General features: G+C 67.8%; 22 protein-coding genes and 2 riboswitches. All 22 genes read right to left on the bottom strand.

The genetic code is table 11. The annotated features are described in order from the left end of the window. Positions 1-3: 3 nt before the first annotated feature. Positions 4-828 (bottom strand): glycosyltransferase, encoded by an 825-nt coding sequence (locus SPYCA_RS03310; RefSeq protein WP_120218930.1) that lies wholly within the window; start codon positions 826-828, stop codon positions 4-6. A 38-nt stretch (positions 829-866) separates the two neighbouring features. Beyond that, positions 867-1,238: a glycine cleavage system protein GcvH gene (gene gcvH / locus SPYCA_RS03305; RefSeq protein WP_120218929.1), complete on the bottom strand. Its 372-nt coding sequence runs from the start codon at positions 1,236-1,238 to the stop codon at positions 867-869. 3 nt (positions 1,239-1,241) lie between these two features. After that, the gene (gcvT, locus tag SPYCA_RS03300) at positions 1,242-2,366 is read right to left on the bottom strand and encodes a glycine cleavage system aminomethyltransferase GcvT (protein WP_120218928.1); all 1,125 of its coding nucleotides are present in this window, start codon (positions 2,364-2,366) and stop codon (positions 1,242-1,244) included. A 53-nt stretch (positions 2,367-2,419) separates the two neighbouring features. Further along, positions 2,420-2,542: riboswitch (glycine riboswitch) on the bottom strand. Continuing rightward, positions 2,543-2,644, bottom strand: a riboswitch (glycine riboswitch). Positions 2,645-2,701: 57 nt separating this feature from the next. Beyond that, on the bottom strand, positions 2,702-3,349 hold the full coding sequence (locus SPYCA_RS03295) for an NAD-dependent epimerase/dehydratase family protein (protein WP_120222124.1): 648 nt from the start codon (positions 3,347-3,349) through the stop codon (positions 2,702-2,704). After that, positions 3,342-4,514, bottom strand: a complete 1,173-nt coding sequence (locus SPYCA_RS03290) for a deoxyguanosinetriphosphate triphosphohydrolase (RefSeq protein WP_120218927.1) — start codon at positions 4,512-4,514, stop codon at positions 3,342-3,344. Before SPYCA_RS03290 ends, SPYCA_RS03295 begins: the two co-directional genes overlap by 8 nt. Then, a complete protein-coding gene (locus SPYCA_RS03285; protein ID WP_232003488.1) occupies positions 4,511-6,118 on the bottom strand; it encodes an SPOR domain-containing protein in 1,608 nt (535 codons plus the stop codon). The genes SPYCA_RS03290 and SPYCA_RS03285 overlap by 4 nt, the downstream gene beginning before the upstream one ends. A gap of 74 nt (positions 6,119-6,192) precedes the next feature. After that, entirely contained in the window at positions 6,193-7,641 is a 1,449-nt protein-coding gene (gene ftsZ / locus SPYCA_RS03280; RefSeq protein WP_120218925.1) for a cell division protein FtsZ, read from the bottom strand. A 152-nt stretch (positions 7,642-7,793) separates the two neighbouring features. Further along, a complete protein-coding gene (gene ftsA, locus SPYCA_RS03275; RefSeq protein ID WP_120218924.1) occupies positions 7,794-9,050 on the bottom strand; it encodes a cell division protein FtsA in 1,257 nt (418 codons plus the stop codon). 3 nt (positions 9,051-9,053) lie between these two features. Then, complete coding sequence (locus tag SPYCA_RS03270; protein WP_120222123.1) at positions 9,054-9,992, bottom strand: cell division protein FtsQ/DivIB; 939 nt, start codon at positions 9,990-9,992, stop codon at positions 9,054-9,056. 10 nt (positions 9,993-10,002) lie between these two features. Then, positions 10,003-10,929: a D-alanine--D-alanine ligase gene (locus SPYCA_RS03265; protein ID WP_120218923.1), complete on the bottom strand. Its 927-nt coding sequence runs from the start codon at positions 10,927-10,929 to the stop codon at positions 10,003-10,005. Continuing rightward, positions 10,926-11,810: a UDP-N-acetylmuramate dehydrogenase gene (gene murB / locus SPYCA_RS03260; protein ID WP_120222122.1), complete on the bottom strand. Its 885-nt coding sequence runs from the start codon at positions 11,808-11,810 to the stop codon at positions 10,926-10,928. The genes SPYCA_RS03265 and murB overlap by 4 nt, the downstream gene beginning before the upstream one ends. A 202-nt stretch (positions 11,811-12,012) precedes the next feature. After that, the gene (gene murC / locus SPYCA_RS03255; RefSeq protein ID WP_120218922.1) at positions 12,013-13,446 is read right to left on the bottom strand and encodes a UDP-N-acetylmuramate--L-alanine ligase; all 1,434 of its coding nucleotides are present in this window, start codon (positions 13,444-13,446) and stop codon (positions 12,013-12,015) included. After that, entirely contained in the window at positions 13,446-14,624 is a 1,179-nt protein-coding gene (gene murG / locus SPYCA_RS03250) for an undecaprenyldiphospho-muramoylpentapeptide beta-N-acetylglucosaminyltransferase (protein ID WP_120218921.1), read from the bottom strand. The genes murC and murG overlap by 1 nt, the downstream gene beginning before the upstream one ends. A gap of 10 nt (positions 14,625-14,634) precedes the next feature. Continuing rightward, complete coding sequence (locus tag SPYCA_RS03245; protein ID WP_172594966.1) at positions 14,635-15,867, bottom strand: FtsW/RodA/SpoVE family cell cycle protein; 1,233 nt, start codon at positions 15,865-15,867, stop codon at positions 14,635-14,637. Further along, positions 15,864-17,168: a UDP-N-acetylmuramoyl-L-alanine--D-glutamate ligase gene (gene murD, locus SPYCA_RS03240; RefSeq protein ID WP_120218920.1), complete on the bottom strand. Its 1,305-nt coding sequence runs from the start codon at positions 17,166-17,168 to the stop codon at positions 15,864-15,866. The genes SPYCA_RS03245 and murD overlap by 4 nt, the downstream gene beginning before the upstream one ends. Then, the gene (gene mraY, locus SPYCA_RS03235) at positions 17,165-18,235 is read right to left on the bottom strand and encodes a phospho-N-acetylmuramoyl-pentapeptide-transferase (RefSeq protein ID WP_120218919.1); all 1,071 of its coding nucleotides are present in this window, start codon (positions 18,233-18,235) and stop codon (positions 17,165-17,167) included. The genes murD and mraY overlap by 4 nt, the downstream gene beginning before the upstream one ends. Then, complete coding sequence (locus tag SPYCA_RS03230; RefSeq protein WP_120218918.1) at positions 18,235-19,611, bottom strand: UDP-N-acetylmuramoyl-tripeptide--D-alanyl-D-alanine ligase; 1,377 nt, start codon at positions 19,609-19,611, stop codon at positions 18,235-18,237. Before SPYCA_RS03230 ends, mraY begins: the two co-directional genes overlap by 1 nt. Then, entirely contained in the window at positions 19,608-21,047 is a 1,440-nt protein-coding gene (locus SPYCA_RS03225; protein ID WP_120218917.1) for a UDP-N-acetylmuramoyl-L-alanyl-D-glutamate--2,6-diaminopimelate ligase, read from the bottom strand. Before SPYCA_RS03225 ends, SPYCA_RS03230 begins: the two co-directional genes overlap by 4 nt. Further along, the gene (locus SPYCA_RS03220; RefSeq protein ID WP_120218916.1) at positions 21,047-22,735 is read right to left on the bottom strand and encodes a peptidoglycan D,D-transpeptidase FtsI family protein; all 1,689 of its coding nucleotides are present in this window, start codon (positions 22,733-22,735) and stop codon (positions 21,047-21,049) included. Before SPYCA_RS03220 ends, SPYCA_RS03225 begins: the two co-directional genes overlap by 1 nt. Then, a complete protein-coding gene (locus SPYCA_RS03215; protein WP_232003486.1) occupies positions 22,732-23,328 on the bottom strand; it encodes a hypothetical protein in 597 nt (198 codons plus the stop codon). The genes SPYCA_RS03220 and SPYCA_RS03215 overlap by 4 nt, the downstream gene beginning before the upstream one ends. Next, on the bottom strand, positions 23,322-24,311 hold the full coding sequence (gene rsmH, locus SPYCA_RS03210) for a 16S rRNA (cytosine(1402)-N(4))-methyltransferase RsmH (protein ID WP_120218914.1): 990 nt from the start codon (positions 24,309-24,311) through the stop codon (positions 23,322-23,324). Before rsmH ends, SPYCA_RS03215 begins: the two co-directional genes overlap by 7 nt. Continuing rightward, a complete protein-coding gene (locus SPYCA_RS03205; RefSeq protein ID WP_120218913.1) occupies positions 24,308-24,808 on the bottom strand; it encodes a division/cell wall cluster transcriptional repressor MraZ in 501 nt (166 codons plus the stop codon). Before SPYCA_RS03205 ends, rsmH begins: the two co-directional genes overlap by 4 nt. Positions 24,809-24,817: the final 9 nt, after the last annotated feature.

The raw sequence follows: 24,817 nt of genomic DNA, 5'->3' as shown, positions 1-24,817 counted from the left end.
GAACTACTCCACAGAAGGGGCTGGATGGACGGAATAAAGCTGCGCCGTGTCGGCAAGCGCGCCGGCAAAGACCATCGGCCCCGCATGGGTCGTGCGCACCCACGGGGCGAGCCAGATGCGGAAGCCGGCGTCGCGGACGCGATGGCAAAAGGAATAATCGTCCGACAGCAACGCCCGACTTTCGGGGTCGATGAAGGGAAAGAAAAATGCGGGCGCGACGTCGCCGACGCCATGCGCCTGCTGTTCGGCAGGATCGGGCCGGAACACCAGATCGGGGAATCGCGAGCGCATCGTTTCGAGCACCCCGCGCCGGATCATCATCATCGCCGTGCCGAGCCGCGATAGCTCGACGAGGTCGGTCATCCTGAAGCTCTGCGCAGGATCGAGGAAATGCAGCGCGAACTCGCCCGCAAAGCGCGCAAGCTCCGCGGGATTATCCTTGGCAATCCCAAGCTCTGCCGCGCGCGCGACGTTGCGCCAGTTGATCATGCGCCGCGGATAGGCCGCGCCGAGCACCCCGACTTCGGCGCGTGCATCCATCGCGCGCACCATCGAAAACACGTCGTCCGCCGAAAAATCCATGTCGGCGTCGACGAACAGCAGGTGCGTGCAGTCGCTGCCGAGGAACATGGCGGTCAGCAGGTTGCGCGCGCGCGTGATCGACGGCTGATAGAGGATGAACTCGAACCGCACCGGGATCCCCATCGCCTGCGCGCGCAGCGCGAGGTCGAGCGCGGCGCGGACATAGGTGCCCTGCGCGCCCTCATAGATGGGGGTCGCCACCATCAGGCGGCAATTCGCCAGCGCGGGATCGGTTGCGGTCATCATGTCCCCTTCCCCCTCCCGCGCGCGGGAGGGGCGGTCGGTTACAGCGCGTCGCAGAAAGCCTTATAGGCCTTTGCGTCCATCAGGCCGTCGAGCTGGCTCTTGTCGGCGAGCGTCATGCGAAAAAACCAGCCTTCGCCTTCGGGGTCCGAATTGACGAGCGCGGGATCTTCCTCGAGCTGCGCATTGCCTTCGGTCACTATGCCGTCGACGGGGGCATAGACGTCGCTCGCCGCCTTCACCGATTCGACCACCGCGGCGTCGCCGCCCTGGCTGAGTTCGGCGCCGGTGTCGGGAACCTCGACAAAGACGATGTCGCCCAGCTGGCCCTGCGCGAAGTCGGTGATGCCGACCGTCGCAACGTCGCCGTCGACGTCGATCCACTCATGTTCTTCGGTATAATAACGCGGCATCGGTCAGGCTCCCTGTTTGCGCACATAGCGGTGCGGAATGAATGGCATGGCGGTGACGGTGCAGGCGACGCGCTTGCCGCGCACCTCGGCGGTGACCGCGGTGCCCGGCTCGGCCAGTCCCGTCGGGACATAGCCCATCGCGATCGGCGCGCCGACGCTGGGGGCGAAACCGCCCGACGTCACGACGCCGATTTCGGTGTTGCCGTCGAACAATTTGGCGCCTTCGCGCACCGGCATTTTTCCATCGACGGTGAGGCCGACGCGTTTGCGTGGAGATCCGTCGGCCAGATGGCCAAGGATGCGCGCCGCGCCGGGGAAACCGCCTTCCTCGCGGCGGCGCTTGCTGATCGCAAAGGCCAGGTCGCCCTCGACCGGATCGGTGGTTTCGTCGAGATCGTGGCCGTAGAGCGGCAACCCCGCCTCCAGCCGCAGCGAGTCGCGCGCGCCGAGACCGATCGGCTTCACCTCCGCCATCGCGCACAGCGCGTCGGCGAAGCTTTCCAGCGCCGCGCTGGGCAGCGAAATCTCGAATCCGTCCTCGCCGGTATAGCCCGACCGGCTGAGGCCGATCGCATGACCGTTCCACGTCCCGGAGATTGCCTGCATGAAGACGAGTCCGGCCGCTTCGGGCACAAGGCGTGAAAGCGCCGTCACCGCCTTTGGCCCCTGCAAGGCAAGCAGGCCGTGGTCGTCCCTGTGGTTGAGCGTGATATGGTCGGGCAGATATTCGCGCAGATGCGCGATATCGTCCCACTTGACCGCGCCGTTGACGACGACGCCAAGCTGGTCGCCCTCATTGGTGATCATCAGATCGTCGAGAATGCCGCCGTCGTCGTTCAGCAACAGCGAGTAACGCATCCGCTCCGGTTTCAGCGCCGATATGTCGCCGGGAACGAGCGTTTCGAGCGCCGCGGCGGCGCCTTCGCCGCTCAGCGCGAGCTGGCCCATATGGCTGACGTCGAACAGGCCGGCATGTTCGCGCGTCCAGAGATGCTCGGCCATGATGCCTTCATATTGGATCGGCATCCAGTAGCCCGCGAACGCGACCATCCGGCCGCCCTTCGCGCGGTGCCAGGCGTCGAGCGGCAGCGTCGCCGTTTCGATGGGAATCTCGTCGTCTTGGTGCATGTCGCACTCCCGTCGTTGACACGGCGCGGCGCGGCCCGGTGCCGCGCGGTCGCCATGCCCCCTCTGTCACGGGAACCTGAGAGTTTTCCTCCATGCCCCGCATTGGAGGCGGACATGGAGTTACCCCTTCGGTGGCTCCGGCCGAAACAGCCGGAACGCTTTCCAGAGTGTCCGTTCCAGCCTGCGCGGTCCTGCTGACCTGAGAGTTTCCGGGGCGGTTGCTCCTTCGGTGGTGAGGCGCCGGTTGCCCTGCCCCCACGCTCTCCCGCGCGGCCGGTCGAATCTCTTGCGAGACCCGACGGACGCCCGAGCCTTGGCGATGCCCCCTTGCGGAGTCAATCAGCGAGCGCGCGGATCGCGTCGTTTTCGTGGATATGCACGCCCGAACCGTCCTGCGCGGCAAGTCGCGCGATCGCCGCAGCGACGTCGGTTGCCGAAATCGAACGGTAACGGCGCAAGCTCCCGTGGAGCAGCGCATCGGTAAGCGGCGCGGCCATCGTCGCGAGACCCTCGCCCAGCCGCGGCGGTCCGGGCCGGGCGCCGCGAAGCAGGCCGGGGCGGAGGAGGTCGAGCCGGTCAAAGCCAAGCGCGATCAGATCGCGTTCGGTCTCGCCCTTGGTGCGCAGATAGAAATTGCCGCTGTTCGCCGACGCGCCGACCGAACTGACCGCGATCATCTGCCGCGCCCCGCCCGCCCTCGCCCCTTCGGCGGCGGCGAGCACCAGGTCGTGATCGACCGCGCGAAAGGCGGCCTGCGATCCCGCCTCGCGGATCGTCGTGCCAAGGCAGGAGATCAGGACGGCGGGCCTTTCGGCGGCGATGATTTCGGTCCAGCGTTCGGATGGCGCAACCACCTGCTTGTGATGCGCCGCCAGCCCCTCAACCGCACGCCGCGCAAGGACGGTCAGCGGCGCCGCGCCAAAGCGTTCGATCACCGCGCGTCCGACCATCCCGGTCGCGCCGACGATCAGCGCGTCAGGCATGGGCGAGCGCGGCGGGGACAGCGTCGCGGCCAAAGATTTCGGCGTAACGGTCGATGGCAAAGCGGTCGGTCATCCCGGCAATATAGTCGCCGATGTGCCGGTGTGTCGCGCATTCTTCGCCGGGCAGGCGCGCCGACCAGTCCGTGCCCATCAGGTGCGGGTCGGCGGCATAGGCCGCAAACAGCTCGCCGACCACCTTGTTCGCCGCCTCGGCCGCCGCGAGCTGTTCGGGATGATGATAGAGATTCTGGTACATGAAGCGCTTGAGCTCGCGCTCGGCCGCGGCAAGTTCGGGCGAAAAGCCGCCGAGCGTGCGGCCCGCGGCGCGCACCTCGTCGGCGCTGGCGACCCCCGCCTCGGCGACATGAGCCGTCGTCGCGGCGATCACGTCGTTGACCATCACGCCGATCTGGTCGCGCACCAGTTCGCGGAGCAGCCGTTCGCGCGGCGCACCCGGAAAGCGCGCTTCGACCGCGCGGAAATTGGCGGCGACGAAAGGCTGTTCCATCAGCTGGTCGAGATCGAGCAGCCCCGCGCGCAGGCCATCGTCGATGTCGTGATTGTCATAGGCGATGTCGTCGGCGACCGCCGCGACCTGTGCCTCGAGGCTGGCGTGGCTGGCAAGGTCGAGACCGAAATCAGCGTCGATCTCGGCAAGCGCCCAGCCGGGGCGCGTCACCGGGCCATTGTGCTTCGCCAGCCCCTCGAGCGTCTCCCATGACAGGTTGAGCCCGTCGAACAACGGATAGGGGCATTCGAGGCACGCCAGCGTGCGCAGCGTGTGGCCGTTGTGATCGAAGCCCCCGTGCGCGGCCATCGCGGCTTTCAGCGCATCCTCGCCGGCATGGCCGAAAGGCGGGTGGCCGATGTCGTGCGCCAGGCACAGTGCCTCGGTCAGATCCTCGTTGAGCCCGAGCGCGCGGGCGATGCCGCGGCCGATCTGCGCGACCTCGATACTGTGGGTCAGCCGGACGCGATAATGATCGCCGTCGGGGGCGATGAACACCTGCGTCTTGTGGCGCAGGCGGCGGAAGGCGATCGAATGGATGATGCGGTCGCGGTCGCGCTGAAAGGCATCGCGCGGCCCGCGCACCACGCGCCCCGATTCGGCATGGCGGCGCCCGCGGCTTCGCGCCGGATCGCTGGCGCAGCGGGCGACACTCACCTGAGCGGCTCGACGATCTCGCCGGCCTCGCTGTTGAACAGAAAGCCGTCGCCTTCGGCCTTCTTGTAATCGCCGAGCCAGTCCTGCGCCGCCTTGCGGTTCGCGAACGGGCCGACGAGCAGGCGCCGCGTCTGGCCCCATTCGGCGATCGCCCCCGCCTTGCCCTTGAACAGCGCCGCGTTGCGCCTGGCAAAGCGGTTATAGTCGAAGGCGAGCGCCTTCGGATTGGCGCCGGTCGCGATCTGGACCCAGATACGCGCGGGATGCGCCTTTTTCTTCGCGGCTTCTTCCTTCGCCCTGGCATCGGCCTCGGCCTTTGCCCTGGCTGCGGCTTCATCCTTCTCGCGCTTCGCCGCTTCGGCGGCTTCGGCCTTGCGCTTGTCTTCGAGCAGCTTTGCGAGTGTGTCGGCGCCGATTGCATCGTCGGGGCGCGCGAGTTCCTCGGGCGGTATCTCGATCGACCCGGCGATGTCGGCGAGCGAGGCGAGCGGCGGCGCGGCAGGAGGCGGCGCGGCTGCCGGAGCCGCAGCGGGCGGCGCCGATGGCCTGAGGTCGGCGATCGAAAAGCCCGGACCCGCCGGCGCTTTGACCGCGGAGGCTGGCGGCTGCGCGGGCGGTGAAGGCACTGGCGCGGGCGTTTCGACGCGCGGGCGGGCGGGCGGCACCACGGCGGGCGGTGGCGTCGGCTTCGGAGCGGGAGTCGCAGCCGCGGGCGCGGGCGCGGGAGTCACCGCGTCCCGGCGCGCAACGGGCGTCGGCGCGGGCCGTGGCGGCGCGGCGGCGACCTGCACCGGCCGCTGCGCCGCGCCGGGCCTACCGTTCGGGAAGCGGCCGAAATGCGCGGCGGCGGCCTTTTGCGCAGGGTTGAGCCGGTCCATCTGCGTCAGATAGGGCAGGATATTCGCCGCCATCGGCGCGGGCATCGTTGCGTTGACAATGTCGCCCGCTTCCTTGTCACGGCCGTTCATCGCCAGGATCATCGCGCGAAGCCGCCACGCGCCGCGATCCTGCGCGCGCAATTGCGGCGTGAGCAACTGAACAGCGCGATCGGGATCGCCGCTGATGCCGAGCGAGAGGGCATAGCGCCGCGTCAGCTCGGCGTCGGGCGCGATCGACAGCGCGAGCTGATAATCGCGCTGCGCTGCATCCTGTTGCCCCAGCAGGTCGCGCGCGAGGCCGCGGTCGGCAAGGAACAGCCGTTCGGGCGCGCCCAGAAGCTGCGCTTCGCCGAAATAGTCGAGCGCGCGCGTCGGATTTTCGGAATGCACCATCGCCGATCCGAGCGCTGCCTTCACCGCGCCGTCGCGCGGACTGGCCTGTTCGGCGCGCAGCAAAAACCCCAGCGCCGCACGATAATCCTCGAGCGCAATCGACGCGCGCCCCGCGTCGAGCAGCGCCGCGGCGTCATTGCTGTTCGAGGCCAGCCGCGCCAGCGACGAGGACAGGAGCGTGCGCGCCGCGGTTCGTTTTTCCATCGCCGCGCGCGTCGCCGCGTCGGGCGCCGCCGCCTGCATCGCCTGCGCCGCGGGGAGGCCAACCGTCCCCAGCAACAGCGCGCCCAGCACACCCACACCCCGCCGTGTGCGCGCCGGCTTCGCCGTCAATCTTGCTTGCCGCATGGGCAAATCATCCCGTTTCCGGCCTGCCAAGCCTGGCGGTCGGCCGTCCGAAAGCCCTGTTACTGGTTGTTCTGCCGCCCCAGGAAGCGCGGAATGTCGACCGAATCGCCCTTGCCCTCATCGGCGTCCGGCGTGCTTGCGCCGCGCGACAGGCGCGACATGCGCTCGAACAGCGTTCCGCCGCCGACCGGGCGCGCGGACGGTTCGACCGGCGCCCCGACGGGCACCGCATCGTGGCTGTTCGCCGGGGCCGCAGGCGCGTCGAGCACGAGTTCGTCGGCGGTGTCGTCATAGGTCGCGGCGACCTGTGACAGCTCCATCGGCTCCTCCTCGGCGGCTGCCGCCACCGCGGGCTCCACCGGATCGCCCAGCGAGAAACCCGGCGCGGGGTCGTTGTCCTGTGCAACCGGTGCTTCATCGGCGACCGGCTCTTCCTCCACCGCGGGTTCAACCACTTCCTCGGCCACCGGCGCGGGGACCACCGTGCGCGCCGGCGCGAAGGAGAAGCTGCGCGTCGCAGGCGCCGACTGGGCTGCCTCACCCGTCCCGTCGATGCCGGTCGCGACGACCGACACGCGGATCTTGCCGTCGAGGCTGTCGTTGAAGGCGCTGCCCCAGATGATGTTCGCGTCGGGATCGACCAGCTCGCGAATATGGTTCGCAGCCTCGTCGACTTCCATCAGGCGCATGTCCTCGCCGCCGGTGATCGAGATAATGACACCCTTCGCACCCGCCATCGACACGCCGTCGAGCAGCGGATTGGCGATGGCCTTCTGCGCCGCTTCCAATGCGCGGCCATCGCCTTCGGCTTCGCCCGTGCCCATCATCGCCTTGCCCATTTCGCGCATCACGCTGCGTACGTCGGCAAAATCGAGGTTGATGAGGCCGGGCATGACCATCAGGTCGGTGATGCCGCGCACGCCCTGTTGCAGCACTTCATCCGCCATGGTGAAGGCTTCCTTGAAGGTCGTGTTCGGGTTGGCGACCAGGAAGAGATTCTGGTTCGGAATGACGATCAACGTATCGACATGATCCTGAAGCTCGGCGATCCCGGCATCGGCCGAGCGCATCCGCCGCGCGCCTTCAAACATGAAGGGCTTGGTTACGACGCCGACGGTCAGGATGCCGCGATCGCGCGCCGCCTTGGCGATCACGGGCGCCGCGCCGGTGCCGGTGCCGCCACCCATGCCGGCCGCGACGAAGCACATATGCGCGCCGTTCAGCGCCTCTTCGACCTGCGCGATGCTTTCTTCGGCCGCGGCGCGCCCGACTTCGGGCCGCGAACCCGCGCCCAGCCCCTGCGTGATCTGCGTCCCCAGCTGAATGCGCCGTTCGGCGGGCGAGGCGTTCAGCGCCTGCGCGTCGGTGTTGGCGACGATGAAATCGACACCCTCGACGCGCGCCGCGATCATATTGGCGATGGCATTGCCGCCCGCACCGCCGACGCCGATCACTGCGATCCGCGGCTTGAGCTCGTCGACCTGCGGCGGGCCAATGTTGATGCTCATCAAAAAGTCTCCCTGCAGCGGCGGACAGCTGCCGCTTCCCCAACCTTGCGACCCGGCCGGGCGGCAGTCCATCCGCCCGGATTCCTGTCACCGCATTGCACTATTGTGACGCCGGAATCACCCAAAAAATTAACCTTTTCGTCGCGCGTCATTCAAAAACTGCTTTTCAGCGCAGCCATCAACCGATGCAGGATCGACGTGCCCGCCGGCTTGTACACATCCTGCGCCATCATCGGCAGGTCGCGCAGGTCGACCGGGTCCGACGCGGCATAGAGAACCAGACCCGCAAGCGTCGCGAAAGCGGGGCCGCTGTGCGCATCGGGCAGGCCGTGCAAGCCGCGCGGTCGCCCGACGCGCGCGGCGCGGCCGAGTGCGCTTTGCGTATAGTCGGCGATGCCTTTCAGGTCCGCGCCGCCGCCGACAAGCACGACCTGGCGCCCGATCGGCCCGACGAAATGCAGGTCTTTGAGCGTCCGCCCGATCTCGCCCATCATCGCGTCGAGCCGCTGGCGGATCACCGACACGAGCTGCGCGCGCGTGATGCGCGGGGAATCGCCGCCCGCAGGCGCGCCGGGTTCGAGTTCGATCACGTCATTATTGTCGCGCGGACTGGCCGAGGCCGAGCCGTAGAAACTCTGGAGCCGCTGCGCCTGGCTGCGCCTTATGCCAAAGGCCGAGGCGATGTCGTCGGTGATGTCGCTCGCGCCGAAAGGCAGCGACGCCATTTCGACGAGCATCCCGCCGGCATAGAGCGACACCGTCGTCACCGCCGCGCCCATCTCGACCAGCGCGACGCCCAGGTCGCGCTCCTCGTCCGACAGGCAGGCAAGCCCCGCCGCGATCGGGGAGGCGACCACGGCGTTGACGTCGAGATGCGCCTGCCGCACCGCGGCCTCGAGGTTCCGCACCGGGGCGCCGTCGGCCATGATGATGTGAATGTCGACGCCGAGGCGGTCGGCGTGCAGCCCGATCGGGTTCTTCACCCCGGTCAGTCCGTCAAGTGTGTACAGCGCCGGCTGAGCGTGCAGGATCATCCGCCCTTCGGGGTCGATCCCCGCCCGCCCGGCGGCGAGCAGGTCGTCGATATCCTCCTGTTCGATCCGGTGGCCGCCAAGCTCGCTTTCGATCGGCGCGACGTCGCTCAGCAGGCTTCCCGCCGAGAAGCTGACCCACACATCGTCGATATTGAGCCCGGCGATGCGTTCGGCCTGTTCGATCGCCTCGCGCACGACATGTTCGGTCTGTTCCATGTCGGCGACATAGCCGCGCTGGACACCGCGGCTTTCGCGCTGGCCGGTGCCGAGCACGTGCAACTGCCCGTCGGCGGTCTGCCCCGCGATCAGCGCGCAGACCTTCCACGACCCGACATCGAGCGCCGTGATGAGCTTTTCGATGCGCGGCGGCGCCATGGCTTATCCCTTCTCCGCCGCCGCTTCCGCAACGGCATCGACCGCCGCGCGCGCGTCGTCGAGCTTCGCGGGCGCGACCTGCCCTTCGTGCGGCAGGCGCAGCACGAAACGCGCGGGATCGCGCATGTCGAAGCGCAATATGCCGCGGCCGAGCAGGCGGTTGGCGCCGTCCATATGCGCGAATTTGGCGAGCGCCGCTTTCGCCGCCTCTTCGCCTTCGGGCAGCGACAGCGTCTCGCCGCTGCGGAAGCGCAGATCCCAGCGGCGGTTGCCGACCCAGGTTGCGCCGGCGAGCAATTCCTTGAGGCTGCTCGCCTCGGCCAGCAGGCGGGCAAGATCCTGCGAGCGCTGGTTCGCCCTGGGCCCGATCACCAGCGGCAGGTCGGGCATCGTCGCGACGGTGACGGGTTCGAGCACGACACCCTTTTCGTCGATCAGCGACAGGCGATTATTGTGCTGCCAGATCGCCGCCGGGGTGCGCTCGACGATGTCGACGACCAGCGTGTCGGGCAGGCGGCGCGACACGCGCGCGTCCTTGATCCAGCCATATTGCATCAGGTCGCGGCGCACATCTTCGAGGTCGACCGCCGCCATCGAGCGATCCTTCTGCGCGAGCGCGATGTCATAGACTTTCAGCCGGTCGATCCGGTCGGCGCCGACCACCTCGACCTTCTTGACCTGAAAGCCCGCGCGGCCGACCGCCTGTGCATATTCTTCATGGATTTTCGCCGTGACGCCCGTTGCGTGCGCGGCGAGGCCCGCAACCGCGAACAGGCTGACGCCCACCGTCCAGTTGGCAATCTTTTGCAACCGCTGCGGACTGATCGGCAGCGCGTTGATGATCGCGTTGAGGCGCGATTGCTGGATCTTGCGCCGTTTCTTCGGCGCGCGCGCGGGCCGCCGCGGCGGCGCCTTGGCGCGCCTGATCTTCGTGCTGCTCACCACCGCCCCCTCATGCCAGCGCTTCCTCCACGATGCGTTCGACCAGTTCGGCATAGTCCATGCCCACCGCGCGTCCCTGTTCGGGCACCAGGCTGAGCGGCGTCATTCCCGGCTGGGTATTGACTTCGAGCAGGAAGATGCCCGCAAGACCATGTTCGTCGTCCCAACGGAAATCCGAGCGCGACGCGCCCTTGCAGCCGAGCAGGCGGTGCGCCCGAAGCGCCAGTTCCTTCATTCGCTCGGCAATCTCGGCGGGCACTTCGGCGGGGCAGACATGCTCGGTCAGCCCATCGGTGTATTTGGCGTCATAGTCGTAGAAACCCGACTTCACGCGAAGCTCGGTAACCGCGAGCGCCGTGTCGCCAAGCACCGCGACGGTCAGCTCGCGCCCCTTGATGAAAGGCTCGGCGAGCAGGCGGTCGAACTCCCGCCAGGGGCCGACCGCATCGCGCGAAATGGGATTGCCGTAATTGCTGTCGTCCTTGACGATCGCGACGCCGACCGACGAGCCTTCATTGACGGGCTTAAGGACATAGGGGCGCGGCAAGGGATCGACTGTGAACAGGCTTTCGCTGTCGACCATCGTTCCCGTCGGCATGGGGATTCCATGCGGCACCAGCGCCTGTTTCGTCAATTCCTTGTCGATCGCGATCACCGAGGTGACGAGCCCGCTGTGCGTATATTTCAGGCCCATCAGGTCGAGCATCCCCTGCACCGTCCCGTCTTCGCCGGGAACGCCGTGGAGCGCGTTGAACACGACATCGGGCTTGGCCTCCGCCAGGCGCAGCGCGACGTCGCGGTCCATGTCGACGCGCGTGACCTTGTGCCCACGGCTTTCGAGCGCGTCGGCAACGCCCTTACCGCTCATCAGCGACACTTCGCGCTCGGCCGACCAGCCGCCCATCAGGACGGCGACATGCCAGGGTCCCCGACTCACTTCATCACCCCCACGCGCTGAATCTCCCATTGCAATTCCACGCCGCTCTTGTCCTTCACCCGGCGGCGGACTTCTTCGCCGAGTGCCTCGATGTCGGCGCTCGTCGCCTCGCCGGTGTTGATCAGGAAATTGGTGTGCTTTTCGCTGACCTGCGCGCCGCCGACCGCGAGGCCGCGGCACCCGGCCGCGTCGACCAGCTGCCATGCCTTGTGCCCATCGGGATTCTTGAAGGTCGAGCCGCCGGTTTTCGAGCGCAAAGGCTGCGACGCCTCGCGGCTCGCCGAGATGCGGTCCATTTCGGCCTGGATGGCGGCGGGATCGCCGGGGCGACCGCGAAAGGTCGCGCCGATCACCACCGCGCCGTCGGGCAATTCGCTGTGGCGATAGGTGTAGCCAAGGTCGGCGAGCGCGAGCGTGTGGCGCTCGCCCGAGCGCAGCACAACGTCACAATCGACCAATATGTCCTTGACCTCGCTGCCATAGGCGCCGCCGTTCATGCGCACGAAACCGCCGACCGTGCCGGGGATCGAGCGCAGAAACTCCATCCCCGCGATGCCCGCGTCGCGCGCGGTCGAGGACACGAGAATGCCCGATGCGCCGCCGCCGCAGCGCAGCGTGATTTCGTCGATCGCTTCGACCTTCGCGAAAGCCTTGCCGAGCCGGACGACGACGCCGGGGAAGCCGCCGTCGCGCACGATCAGGTTCGACCCGAGCCCTAGCGCCATCACGGGAACCCAATCGGGGAGGCTGCGAAGGAAGGACGCGAGCGCTTCAGCCGATGCGGGTTCAAAGAGCAGATCGGCCGCACCGCCGGATTTGAACCACACAAGCGGCGCAAGCGGCGCATTTGCAGTCAACTTTCCTTCGGGTTCCGGTATCATGAACGACCCAGCTTGCAACTTCACCTCAAAGGCGCCCGGACTGGTTTCAATAAGGGTGCTCATCAAGAACGCCCCCCAATTTCTTCGTCACCCTGAACTTGTTTCAGGGTCCATGGCCGGACCTTGAAACACGCGCTGCTTTGACCGAGAGGGCTGGCCATGGATGCTGAAACAAGTTCAGCATGACGAGTGATGGAGAGGTTCATTCGCCCCCCCCAACCGCCGCAGCCAATCCCGCCGCAATCTTGGTGACATCCCCCGCGCCTAGACAGATGATCTTGTCGCGCGCGCCGATCTGGCCCGCGCGGATCGCCTCGGCGATCGTCGCCGCGAGCGCATCGGCGTCGGCGATGACCTGGGCGTGCCGATGCCCGCGATCGCGCAGCCCCTGCACCAGCGCGTCCGACGATACGCCCTCGATCGGCGCCTCGCCCGCCGCATAGACGGGCAACGCCAGCACCATGTCGGCGTCGTTGAACGCCTGCTGGAAATCGTCCATATGATCGCGCAGGCGCGTAAATCGGTGCGGCTGGACGACGGCGACGACGCGCCCGGCCCCCGCCCCCTCGCGCGCGGCCGACAGCACCGCGCGGATTTCGACGGGGTGATGGGCATAATCGTCGATCACCGTGACGACGCCGCCTTCGACCGCAATCTCTCCGACCCTGGTGAAGCGGCGCTTGACGCCAGCAAAGCCCTGAAATCCCGAGACGATCTTGTCGTCCGACACACCCATGTGGAGCGCAACCGCAATCGCGGCGAGCGCATTCTGGACGTTGTGGCGACCCGACATCGGCAGATGGATGCCCGCGATCGTCCGGCTGTTCCCTTCACGATCGCGCACGACGACGTCGAAGCGATTGCCGTCGGGGCCCGGCGTCACATTGGTGCCGCGCACGTCCGCCTGGGCCGAAAAACCATAGGTGATGATCCGCCGGTCGCGGATGCGCGGGATGATCGCCTGCACCTCGCCATGGTCGAGGCAGAGGATCGCCGCGCCATAGAAGGGCACATTCTCGATGAACTCGACGAAAGCGTCCTTGATCGCGTCGAAACTGCCATAATGGTCGAGATGTTCCGGGTCGATGTTGGTGACGACAGCAATCGTGCCGTCGAGGCGCAGGAAGCTGCCGTCGCTCTCGTCGGCCTCGACCACCATCCAGTCCGACGCGCCGAGCCGCGCGTTCGAGCCATAATTGTTGATGATGCCGCCGTTGATCACGGTCGGGTCGATCCCGCCCGCGTCGAGCAGCGCGGCGACGAGGCTGGTCGTCGTCGTCTTGCCATGCGTGCCTGCAATCGCGACGGTCGATTTGAGGCGCATCAGCTCGGCGAGCATTTCGGCGCGGCGGACGATCGGAATGCGCTGCGCCAGCGCCGCCTCGACCTCCGGGTTGCCGCGTTTCACCGCGGTCGAGGTGACGACGACCGCGACGCCGTCGACATTTTCGGGCGCATGGCCGATCGCGACCTTGATCCCACGCGCGCGCAGCCCTTCGACGACATAGCCATCGGCGATGTCGCTGCCCTGCACGCGGTAGCCCAGATTGTGCATCACCTCGGCGATCCCCGACATGCCGATGCCGCCGATACCGATGAAGTGGATGATGCCGATGTCGGTCGCAACGCCGCGCATCACTTTGCCTCCCGACGTGCCGCGGCAACGCCCGATGCCGCGCGCGGCGCCGTCGCGCCGACCCGGATCACGTCCATCATCGGCGGCGCGGCAAAGGATTCGACGAGGTCGGCCAGGTCGCGCGTCGCATCGGGAAGCCCGCAGCTCGCGGCGCGTTCGGCCGCCTCTTCGAGCGCGCCGGGCTCCAGCGCCATGCGCTGAAGATGCTTGGCGACCTCGGCGGGGGTAAAATCGGGCTGCTGGAACGAAATCGCCCCGCCCGCCTCGACCAGGTCGACGACATTCCAGGTCTGATGATCGTCCATCGCTTGCGGATAGGGCACGAAGATCGCCGGGCGGCCCGCGCAGGCCAGTTCCGCGACGGTCGAGGCACCCGCGCGCGCGATCACCATATGCGCCCAGCGCAGCCGCTCGGGGAAATCCCGGATATAGGGCGCGCATTCGGCGGCGACGCCAAGCTCGGCATATTTGGCGCGCACCGCCTCCAGATCGGCTTCGCGGCACTGCTGGACGACCTGCAAGCGGTCGAGCAGCGCGCGCGGCAGCATCGCGATCGCGGCCGGCACGACCTCGCCGAGCACGGCCGCGCCCAGGCTCCCGCCGACCACGAGCAGGCGGAAAATACCATCATCGGGGAGCGGCGGGAAACCATCCTCGCGGATTGCGACAATCTCGGCGCGCACGGGATTGCCGATGATATGAAGCTTGGCTTCGTGCCCCGCCGGATAGCGCTGGATATTGCGATAGGCGACCGCCACCGCATCGACGCGCGGCGCCATCAGCCGGTTGACGCGGCCCAGCACGGCATTCTGCTCGTGGAGCACGCGCGGCCGCTTCGTCGCCCCTCCCGCGAGCAGGCTGGGCAGCGAGGGATAGCCGCCGAAGCCGACGACGACCGCCGGGTCGAACGCGTCGATCAGCTCGATTGCCATGCGCCGCCCCTTGCGGATCGCCAGCGCGCCCTTGAGCCAGCCGAGCGGCCCGCCCGACGCGCGCCCGGCGGGCAGGACGTGGGTTTCCATCTCGGCGGGGGCGCCGGGAATCCTGAGGCCGCGGTCGTCGCTGACCAATGCAACGCGGTGCCCGCGCGCGATCAGCTCGGCCGCCAGCGCATAGGCGGGAAGCATATGTCCGCCGGTGCCGCCGGCGGCGAGGAGGAAGTGGCGCGTTGCGGTCATGCGGAAGCCGTCATTTCTTGTTCCAGTTGCGGGTCATCGACACGCGCGCCGCATAGGGGTTTCGCCGGGTCAGCGACAAGAGCAAACCCATGCCGATCGACAAGGCGATGAAGGAAGATCCGCCATAGCTGATGAAGGGCAGGGTCATCCCCTTTGACGGGAATATCTGTGTGTTCACCGCCATGTTGATGACCGCCTGTCCACCGAACTGCGCGATCAGCCCCGCGACAGCAAGGATCAGGAAACTGTCCTCCTCGTCGAGCAGGCGGACGAGCACGCGGACGATGATCGCGAGATAAAGGATGGCGATCGCGATGCAGGCGATGATCCCGAACTCTTCACCGATCACCGAGAAGATATAGTCGGTGTGCGCTTCGGGCAGCTGGAACTTGGCGAGGCCCGCGCCGGGGCCGGTGCCGATGAGTCCCCCGGCGGTCAGCGTCGCGTGCGCCTTGTCGACCTGGAAACTGTCGCCTTCGGCGAACAGCCAGATGTTGATGCGCTGCTGCGCCACCGGATAGAAGAAATAGGCGAGGATCAGCCCTACGACCCCCGCGCCCGCAAGCATCCCCATGATCCGCATCGACAACCCGGCGACGAGCACGAGCACGAACCAGGTCGCGGCAAAGATCACCGTCTGGCCAAGGTCGGGCTGCCCCATCAAGAGCAGCGCGATGACGCCGGTGAGCGCCGCGGCAAGCGGGACGACGGGCAGGCTCTGGTCATGCAGGCGGAGCGACAATATCCACGCGAGCGTCACGGCGAAAAAGGGTTTCAGGAACTCCGACGGCTGCAACCGGAACACGCCGCTGCCGATCCAGCGCTGCGCCCCGTTCACCGACGTGCCCGCCAGCGGGACGAGGAAGAGCAGGACGATGAACAAGATGGTTCCATAAATGGCGAATCGCCGCGCCTGTGGTTTGGGCAGCATCGATACCGTCAGCATCACCGGGACGCCGACGATCACCCACATCAGCTGGCGATAGAAATAATAGAGCGGGTCAAGCGACGCGCTGCTTGTCGACAGCTTTTGCGCCGCGACGGGCGACGCCGCCGCAACCGCGACCAGCCCGATCGCGATCAGCATCGACACGAGCAGCAGCAACACGCGGTCGATTTCCCAGAACCACAGGCCCAGCGGCGTGCGGTCGGCGCGGCTGAAGCGCGGGCCGCGGCGTTTCGCGCTGCGCGTGGCGGCGATTACCGGACGTTCGGCCGTCTCCATATTGTCGCCCCCGCTCATACCCCCAGCGCCTCGACCGCGGCGCGGAACGCATCGCCGCGCGCCTCATAATCCCTGAACTGGTCGAACGACGCGCAGGCGGGCGACAGCAGCACGACGTCGCCGGGCTGCACCGCCGCCGCCGCCTGTTCCACCGCCCTCGCCAGGTCGCCCGATCGTTCGACCGCAATCGCATCGCCAATCTCGGCGGCGAACGGCTCCATCGCCTCGCCGATCAGATAGGCGCGTTTGACATGGCCGAACCACGGTCGGCACGCCGCGAGCCCATCACCCTTTGCCTGCCCGCCTGCGATCCAGTGCAAACGCTGGTCCGGCGCCGGCGGAAACGCCGCCAGCGCCGGTGCAGCGGAAGCCGCGTTGGTCGCCTTGCTGTCATTATACCAGCGGGCGCCACGGGCTTCGCCGACCAATTCCATGCGGTGCGGCAACGACCGGAAGGTCGCAAGGCCGCGTTCGATCGCTTCGTCGTCCAGCCCCACCACGCGGCACACCGCGATCGCGCAGACGGCGTTCTGCGCATTGTGCGGGCCTTGCAGCGCGGGCCAGCGCGCCTGATCGGCGGGGTCGATGTCCTTGGCCGAGACGCGGTGGAGACGGTGATTCACCCGGCTGGCGATCATTTTCGACGGATCGTCGTCGGTCGCAATGACCGCGACCTGATCGCGGTGCTGAAGGCTGAAGAGGCGCGCCTTTGACGCGGCATAGCCCTCGAACCCGTCATAGCGGTCGAGATGGTCGGGGCTGATGTTGGTCAGTACCGCGACGTCGCACGCCAGGCTGTGCGACAGGTCGATCTGATAGCTCGACAGTTCGAGCACATAGACCCCACCTTCCGGCAGCGGCTCGCGCGTCAGGATCGGCAGGCCGATATTGCCGCCCATCAGCGCGGGCACCCCCGCGCTTTCGAGCATGTGCGCGATCAGCGCGGTGACCGTCGACTTGCCGTTGGTGCCAGTGACGCCGACGACCTTGTGCGGCGGCAGTTCGCTCCGCGCTTCGGCGAACAGCTCGATGTCGCCGATGACGGGGACATGGGCGTCGCGCGCGTGCGCGGCGATCGGATGGCGGTTGAGCGGCACGCCGGGCGAGACAACGACGCCGGCAAAGCCGATCAGGTCGATGCCCAGCGGATCGCCGATGTCGGCGCCCAGCGCCATCGCCGCGTCGCGCGCTTCTTCGCGGTCGTCCCACGCGGTGACGCCCGCGCCGCTGGCGACGAGCGCCTCGACGGTCGCCAGACCCGAGCGCGCCAGCCCCAGCACCGCATAGCGGCGACCGGCAAAGGCGCGCGAAGTAATCACCGCAGCTTCAAGGTCGCGAGTCCCGCAAGCGCCAGGACGATCGAGACGATCCAGAAGCGAATGACGACGGTGGATTCGGGCCAGCCCAGCTGCTCGAAATGGTGATGGATCGGCGCCATGCGAAACACGCGCTTGCCGGTGCGCTTGTACCAGAAGACCTGGATGATCACCGACAGCGCCTCGACCACGAACAGCCCGCCGACGAGGACGAGCACCAGCTCGTGCTGCGCCGTCACCGCGATCGTCGCGAGCGCGCCGCCGAGCGCGAGGCTGCCCGTATCGCCCATGAAGACCGCCGCGGGCGGCGCGTTGAACCACAGGAAGGCCAGGCAGGCGCCGATGATCGCCGCGGCGAATACCGCCAGCTCGCCCGCGCCGGGGACGTGCGGAATGCCGAGATAGGCTGCAAACTTTGCGTTACCCGACAGATAGACGATGACGAGGAAGGTCAGGCTGGCGATGATGACCGGAAAGGTCGCCAGCCCGTCGAGCCCGTCGGTCAGGTTCACCGCATTGCCGAAGCCGACGATGAGCACCATCGCAAAGACATAATAGAGCGGCCCCATTGGAACCACGACATCGTTGAAAAAGGGCAGATAAAGGTCGGTGCCGGTGCGCGAGACGATCAGCAGCACCGCGGCGCCGGCGATCAGAAACTCGATCAGCAACCGCACCCGTCCGGGAATGCCGCGATGGCTCGACTTGGTCACCTTGTCATAATCGTCGAGGAAACCGACGACTGCAAAGCCCGCGGTCACGAACAGGCACGCCCAGACGAAACGGTTGGAAAGGTCCATCCACAGCAGCGCCGAGATCATCAGCGAAATGAGGATCATCAGCCCGCCCATCGTCGGCGTGCCCTTTTTGGCGAGATGGCTTTGCGGGCCGTCGTCGCGGATCGGCTGCCCCTTCCCCTGCCGCATCCGCAGCATCAGGATGAAGCGCGGCCCGATCCACAGCCCCAGGATCATCGCGGTCGCAACCGCGGCGCCCGAGCGGAAGCTCAGATAGCGGATAAGGTTGAGCGCCCCCGGAAAGCCAAGCCATTCCGCCAGCCAATATAGCATCAATAATCCCCGTTGGTCAGCGCGGTCACGACATGCGACAGGCCGACGCTGTTCGATCCCTTGACGAGCACGACATCGCCGGGACGGATGAGGCCGCCCAGCCGCGCCGTGGCGTCCGAATGCGCGGGCACATGCGCGAAATCGACGCGCCCCTCAAGCGCTTTGGCGAGCGACGCCATCTCTTCGCCGACAAGCAGGGCGAATTGCACGCCCGCTGCGACGAGCGGAGCCGCGAGGCCCGCATGATAGGCCTCGCCGCCCGTGCCCAGTTCCTTCATCGCGCCCAGAATCGCCACCTTGCGGTCGCCGGATTCGCTCGCCAGCTGACCGATCGTCGCCGCCATCGAAGCGGGGTTGGCGTTATAGCTTTCGTCGATGACCAGGATATGGCCGCCGGGCACCGCGATCCGATGGCGCGCGCCGCGCCCGGCCAGGCCCGGCATCTCGGCAAAGGCCAGCCCCGCCGCGGGCAGGTCGCCGCCGACCGCCTTCACCGCCGCCAGCACCGCCAGCGAATTGGCGACCCAATGCGCGCCGGCCTGCGCAATGGAAAAACAAAGGAGCGCGTCCTGCACCTGCGCGGTGACGAGCGAGCCGCCCCGTCCATCAGGCAGCCAGTCGACCGCGCGCACGTCGGCGCCTTCGTTCAGCCCGAAGCTCACGATATGCGCGGCGTGCCGCCCGGCCTTGGCGCGAAGGCGTTCATAATGCGGGCTGTCAAAGGGGATGATCGCGGTGCCGCCGGGCTCCAGCCCCTCGAAAATCTCCCCCTTCGCGTCGGCGATCGCTTCCTCGCTGCCGAAAAACTCGAGGTGCGCGGGGGCGATGGTGGTCACGATGGCGACGTGCGGGCGCACCATGCGCGTCAGCGCGGCGAGTTCGCCCGCATGGTTCATGCCCATTTCAAAGACGCCGAAATCGGCGGTCGACGGCATCCGCGCGAGGCTCAAGGGCACGCCGACATGATTGTTATAGCTTTTGACCGACCGATGCGCCTTGCCGGGGCGGAAGCGGTCGAGCGCGGCGAACAGCGCCTCCTTCGTCCCGGTCTTGCCCGCCGATCCCGTGACGCCGATGATGCGGCCGTGGCTGCGCGCGCGCGACGCGGCGCCGAGCGCGTTCAGCGCGGCCGCGCTGTCGGCGACGCGGACATGCGGATGGCTGACCGCGGTTTCGCACAATATGCCGGCGGCGCCCGCGGCGATCGCCTTGTCGATGAAGCTGTGCCCGTCGGCGGTTTCGCCCTTCATCGCGATGAAGAGGTCGCCCTTCGTAACCTCGCGCGAATCGAAGGCGACGCCGTTCACGGTGAAGTCGGCGCTGGCGGTGCCGCCCGTGGCCTGGGCGATGGCGCGCGCGGTCCAGAGCGGGGTCATGCCGCCTCCTCGCGCGCGACCGCCACATCGTCGAAGGGAATGACGCGCATGTCGTCGCCGCGCCCGACAATCTGCCCCTGTTCATGCCCCTTGCCCGCGATGCAGATGATGTCGTCGGCGCGCGCTTCGGCGATCGCCGCGGCGATGGCGGCGCGGCGGTCGCCGATCACCCGCGCGCCGGGCGCCGCGGCGGCAATCGCGTCGCGAATGGCGGCGGGGTCTTCGCCGCGCGGATTGTCGTCGGTGATGATGAGCAGGTCGGCCTTGGCGGCGGCGACCCGTCCCATTTCGGGCCGCTTCGCCTGATCGCGGTCGCCGCCGGCGCCGAAGACGAGAATCAGCCGCCCGGTCGCGTGCGGGCGCAGCGCGTCGAGCGCCGCCTCGATCGCATCGGGGGTGTGCGCATAATCGACATAGATGGGCGCGCCCGACCGTGCGATGGCCGCCCGTTCGAGCCGCCCGCGCACCGGCTGGAGCCGCGCGAGATTGGCAAGCGTCAGCGACACGTCGCCGCCGGTCGCGATGACGAGACCGGCGGCCACCAGCGCATTCGCCGTCTGATAGGCGCCGATCAGCGGCAGCGTAACCTTATGCGTGTCGTCGCCTGCCGCTATGACGAGCAGCTGGCCAAGCTGCGTCGGCGTCCGCGACACGAGACGCAGCGCCTCGCCCGCCTGCCCCACCGTCAGCACACGGACATCGCGCGCGCGCGCCGCTTCGACAACCGCCGCCGAATGGGCATCGTCGGCCCAGACGACCGCTGCGCCGCCCGGTTGCACGACTTCGCGGAACAGCCGCATCTTGGCGGCGAAATAGGCCTCCATCGTCCCGTGATAATCGAGATGATCGTGGCTGAGGTTGGTGAAGGCGGCGGCTTTCACCGGCAGTCCTTCGGTGCGATATTGGTCGAGCCCGTGGCTCGACGCCTCGAACGCGGCATGGGTGACGCCTTCCGCCGCCAGCCCCGACATGTTGCTGAGGAACGTCACGATGTCGGGCGTGGTAAGGCCGGTCGAAGCGCTGTCGATCGACGTCGTGATGCCGAGCGTGCCGATCGACGCGGCGTTGAAACCCGCCATGCGCCACAATTGGCGCGTCATTTCGACCGTCGAGGTCTTGCCGTTGGTGCCTGTCACCGCAACGCAGGTCGCGGGAAAGCGGTGAAAGAAGCGCGCGGCGATATGCGCAAAGGCGCGGCGCGGGTTGGCGTCGGCGACATGGACCGCGCCCTCGACCGTCGCCTCGGGCCGCGCAACCACGGCAACGGCGCCCGCCGCCACCGCGTCGGGAATGAAATCCTCGCCGTTGAACCGTTCACCGACAAAGGCGCCGAAGATCGTTCCCGGCGCCACCTTGCGATGATCGATGGCCACGCCGGTCACGACGGGATCGGTCCCCGTCCGGTCGGCATCGTCCAGCAGCGCGGCGAGACGCATCAGGGCGCCTCCTCGTTTCTCCGCAGCAAGGGGGTGAGCTCGGACACGTCGACGTCGCGGCTCTGGTCGGGGAAAACGCCGAGCATCGGTCCCGCGCGCGTCACGACCCTGCGCACCACCGGCGCTGCGGTCCAGCCCGCAGTGCGCTGTCCCGAACTATAGGCGTTGCCCTTCGGCTCGTCGATCATCACGATCACGACATAGCGCGGATTGTCCATCGGGAAGGCAGCCGCGAAGGTCGAAACGAGCGAGTGGCGGCGATAGCCCCCGGCGCCCGGCTTTTCGGCCGATCCGGTCTTGCCGCCGACGCGGAAGCCCGGCGCGTCGGCCTGTTTGCCCGTGCCGTCGGAGACGATCAGGCGAAGGAGCTGGCGCATCCGCGCGCTGGTCGCGGCCTTGAACACGCGGCGCCCCTGCGGCGGCGCCTTGTCGCCGAGCTTGAGCAGGGTCGCCGGGCGATAAAGACCGCCGTTGACGAGCGCGGCATAGGCGCTCGCGAGGTGCAGCGGCGTCACCGCGATGCCATGGCCATAGCTGGTCGTCATCGTCGTCACCCGGCCCCAGTTTTTCGGCCATAGCGGGAAGGCGCGCTCTTTCAGCTCGATGTCCGGACGCTGGTCAAAATGAAGGTCGCGGAACAGCTTCTCGAGCGGCTCGCGGCCGAGATCGTCGGCAATGCGCGCGGTCGCGATGTTCGAGCTTTCGATGAGCGTTTCGGGCACATTGTACCAGCGCCCCGGATGGCTGTCGCGAATGCGGAACCCCGCGATCGGGAGCGGCGCCGACGCATCATAACGGCGCGCCATGCTGGTCACTGTCCCATTGTCGATCGCGGCGCCGATGGAGAGCGGCTTGAAGGTAGAACCCAGCTCGTAAAGATTATAGGTGACGGCATTACGCCGCGTCGTCGGGTCGCTGCCGGTCAGCTTGTTGGGGTTATAGGTCGGCAGCGACGTCATCGCGGCAACTTCGCCCGTGTGGACGTCGAGGATCACGCCCGCGCCGCCGATCGCTTCCAGATTGGCGACCGCCGCGCCGAGTTCGCTTTCGAGCACGCCCTGCACACGTGCGTCGATCGACAGCGCCAGCGGCTCGCCGCGCGTCGCCTTGTCGATCAGCCGCGCGTCGAATGCGCCCTCGACGCCGGTGACGCCATGCCCGTCGGCATCGGTGAAGCCGAGCACATGCGCGGCAAGGGTGAGCTGCGGGTAAAGCCGCTCCTTCTCGCGCGGGAAATCGAACCCGACGTCACCGATCGCATTGACCGCCGCCACCTGGTCGGGCAGCGCGCGGCGTCGGATATAGGTCGGGCGCGGCCCCGTGAGCTTGGCGAGCAGCTCGGCGCGCGACATGTCGGGGAAAATCCGGTGCAGCTCGCCTGCCAGATAATTGCGGTCGTTGAGCAGTTTCGACGGTACGACGCGGATCGAATAACCGTCGATCGTGCGCGCCAGCGGCACGCCGTTGCGATCGACGATGTCGGCGCGAGCGGGAATGAAGGCGCCCGTCGCGCGCTGACCCGACGAGGTGTCGAAGAGCGCGAAATAAAGAAGCCGCATCGACACAAGCATAAAAGCCGCTGCGAACAGCAGCATCAGAATCATCAAACGCTGCTGCGCGGTCAGCAATATCTGCTGCCGCACACCAGCGGTACGCACCCGGGTCGGACGGACGACCAGCGTGTTCATCGGGCGGGCTTGCCTCCCGCCGCTTCAATCGCCGCTTCGCGCTTCAGGTCGGCGAGCGTCGATTCGGCGAGCAACTGATCCTCGATCATCTTCAACTGCTCGCGGCGACGCGTTGGCGCCATCCGTGGCGGCGTATCGCTGCGTACGGCGCTGTCGGCCTGCGCCAGCACGACGGGTTTGGCCGCCGCCACGACGGGCTTCGCCGCCGGGCTGGCCCTGGGCGCGGCGGGCGCCGCGACGGGCGAGACCATCGCCATCAGCACCGGCGCGACCTCATTGGCGCCGCGCGCGCGCGGCAGGCGATCGAGCGAGGCGAGCTGGCGTTCGCTCGACAGATATTGACCGGCATCGGGCGCCGAATAGCCGAAGGCTTCGGCGTTCCATTGTTCGAGCTGGCGCATCGACGCGCGCACCGCCAGCTCGGATTCGAGGTAGCGGATATTGTCGCGCGCCCGGTCGATCTCGCGCTCGACGCGAGCGAGTTCGCTTCGCGTCGCCGCGACCTTCAGCGACACCGGATAGAGCATCATCGCAAAGATGAGCACGAGCAGGACCAGCCCGATCCCCTGGAGCTTGCGGGCCGCCATCAACATGACATTGCCTCCTTCATCGAAGTCTCCGGCCACGCGGGCGCCGCGGTCCGCACGGCGCTGCGCAGCGTGGCCGAGCGCGCGCGCGGGTTGCGCGCCTCCTCGGCCTTGCCCGGCCGCACCTTGCGCGCCGGGGGTTCAAAGGTTGCGGCGCGCGCAGGCGCAGTCGGCGCGGGCCGGTGGCGCGACCCCGCGGCGTCGCCGCCGCTCCGCTCGCGCAGGAAATTCTTGACGATCCGGTCCTCGGTGCTGTGAAAGCTGACCACCGCGAGCCGGCCGCCGGGGCGCAGAACACGCTCCGCGGCGGCCAAACCCGCGACCAGCTCGTCGAGTTCGCGGTTGATGTGGATACGGATCGCCTGAAAGCTTTTCGTCGCCGGATCTTTCGGCGCACCGGGCGGATGGCGCAGCGCCTTGCGGATCGCGCCCGCAAGCTCGGCGGTGCGGGTCAGCGGACGCGCGGCGACGATCGCGCGCGCGACGCGGCGCGACTGGCGTTCGTCGCCATAATGATAGAGGACATTGGCAATCTCCTCCTCGTCGGCGCGGTTGAGCCAGTCGGCGGCGCTTTCACCCTCTTGTGCCATGCGCATGTCGAGCGGGCCGTCCTTCTGGAACGAAAAGCCGCGCTCGCCCTGGTCGAGCTGCATCGACGACACGCCGATGTCGAAGGTGATGCCGTCGACCGCGTCGATCCCGCGTTCGGCGAGCAGCCGGTCGATTTCCCCGAACCGGCCATGGATCAGCGTCAGCTTGCCGCCCGCCGCTTCGACCAGCGCCTGTCCGCCCGCGATCGCGTCGGGATCGCGGTCGCAGGCGACGACCTCGGCGCCCGCGGCGAGCATCGCGCGCGTATAGCCGCCCGCGCCGAAGGTCGCATCGACATGGCGCTCGCCCGGGGCAATGGCGAGTGCGGCGATGACGTCTTCAAGCAGGACAGGATCGTGGCGGGGATCGCGGGGACGTTCGGCGGGAAGGTCGGTCACTTGCGCCCCTTCCCTTTCGCCTGCTCCCAGGAAGCGGCAAGCCGCTGGAGCACCGGATCGGCCTCGGCACATTCGGCGAGCGTCGGCAGCCACCAGATTTCGAGGCGGCGGCCCGACCCCACAAAAGCCGTCGCGCCGGCATCGCCGACGCGGTCGCGGTGGATGAAGCTGGGCAGAAAACGACCGCTGTCGTCGAGCGTATAAGGCTCGGTATAGCTGAAGCGCTTCTTGAACTCGCTGTCCTCGTCGAAATCGAGGTTTCGCAGCCGCGCGGTTTCGCGGTCGCGCTCGATCTCGCCGTTCAGCCGGTCATACTGATCCTGGCCATAGGCAACGAGGCACGGCAGCTTTTCATGGAAGCCGACCCAGAGCACGCGCTGGCCGTCCGCAGTGAGGGGCACATTGTTGCGGAACTGCGAGGGCACGGCGATGCGTCCCTTGCCATCGATCGCGGCGAAATTGGTGCCCGCATATTGGCCGGGCGTCACAATCGCCATCGCTCTGCC

The organism is Sphingopyxis sp. FD7 (assembly GCF_003609835.1).
GTDB lineage: Bacteria > Pseudomonadota > Alphaproteobacteria > Sphingomonadales > Sphingomonadaceae > Sphingopyxis.
The sequence above is the reverse complement of the archived record's forward strand: the minus strand, read 5'-3'. Positions and strand labels throughout refer to the sequence as shown.

Bases quoted from the DNA above. Each gene is read 5' to 3' on its own strand.
- SPYCA_RS03310 (WP_120218930.1), bottom strand. From the start codon at position 828: ATGATGACCGCAACCGATCCCGCGCTGGCGAATTGCCGCCTGATGGTG.
- gcvH (WP_120218929.1), bottom strand. From the start codon at position 1,238: ATGCCGCGTTATTATACCGAAGAACATGAGTGGATCGACGTCGACGGC.
- gcvT (WP_120218928.1), bottom strand. From the start codon at position 2,366: ATGCACCAAGACGACGAGATTCCCATCGAAACGGCGACGCTGCCGCTC.
- SPYCA_RS03295 (WP_120222124.1), bottom strand. From the start codon at position 3,349: ATGCCTGACGCGCTGATCGTCGGCGCGACCGGGATGGTCGGACGCGCG.
- ftsZ (WP_120218925.1), bottom strand. From the start codon at position 7,641: ATGAGCATCAACATTGGCCCGCCGCAGGTCGACGAGCTCAAGCCGCGG.
- ftsA (WP_120218924.1), bottom strand. From the start codon at position 9,050: ATGGCGCCGCCGCGCATCGAAAAGCTCATCACGGCGCTCGATGTCGGG.
- murB (WP_120222122.1), bottom strand. From the start codon at position 11,810: ATGATACCGGAACCCGAAGGAAAGTTGACTGCAAATGCGCCGCTTGCG.
- murC (WP_120218922.1), bottom strand. From the start codon at position 13,446: ATGCGCGGCGTTGCGACCGACATCGGCATCATCCACTTCATCGGTATC.
- murG (WP_120218921.1), bottom strand. From the start codon at position 14,624: ATGACCGCAACGCGCCACTTCCTCCTCGCCGCCGGCGGCACCGGCGGA.
- SPYCA_RS03245 (WP_172594966.1), bottom strand. From the start codon at position 15,867: ATGAGCGGGGGCGACAATATGGAGACGGCCGAACGTCCGGTAATCGCC.
- mraY (WP_120218919.1), bottom strand. From the start codon at position 18,235: ATGCTATATTGGCTGGCGGAATGGCTTGGCTTTCCGGGGGCGCTCAAC.
- SPYCA_RS03230 (WP_120218918.1), bottom strand. From the start codon at position 19,611: ATGACCCCGCTCTGGACCGCGCGCGCCATCGCCCAGGCCACGGGCGGC.
- SPYCA_RS03225 (WP_120218917.1), bottom strand. From the start codon at position 21,047: ATGCGTCTCGCCGCGCTGCTGGACGATGCCGACCGGACGGGGACCGAT.
- SPYCA_RS03220 (WP_120218916.1), bottom strand. From the start codon at position 22,735: ATGAACACGCTGGTCGTCCGTCCGACCCGGGTGCGTACCGCTGGTGTG.
- SPYCA_RS03215 (WP_232003486.1), bottom strand. From the start codon at position 23,328: ATGTTGATGGCGGCCCGCAAGCTCCAGGGGATCGGGCTGGTCCTGCTC.
- SPYCA_RS03205 (WP_120218913.1), bottom strand. From the start codon at position 24,808: ATGGCGATTGTGACGCCCGGCCAATATGCGGGCACCAATTTCGCCGCG.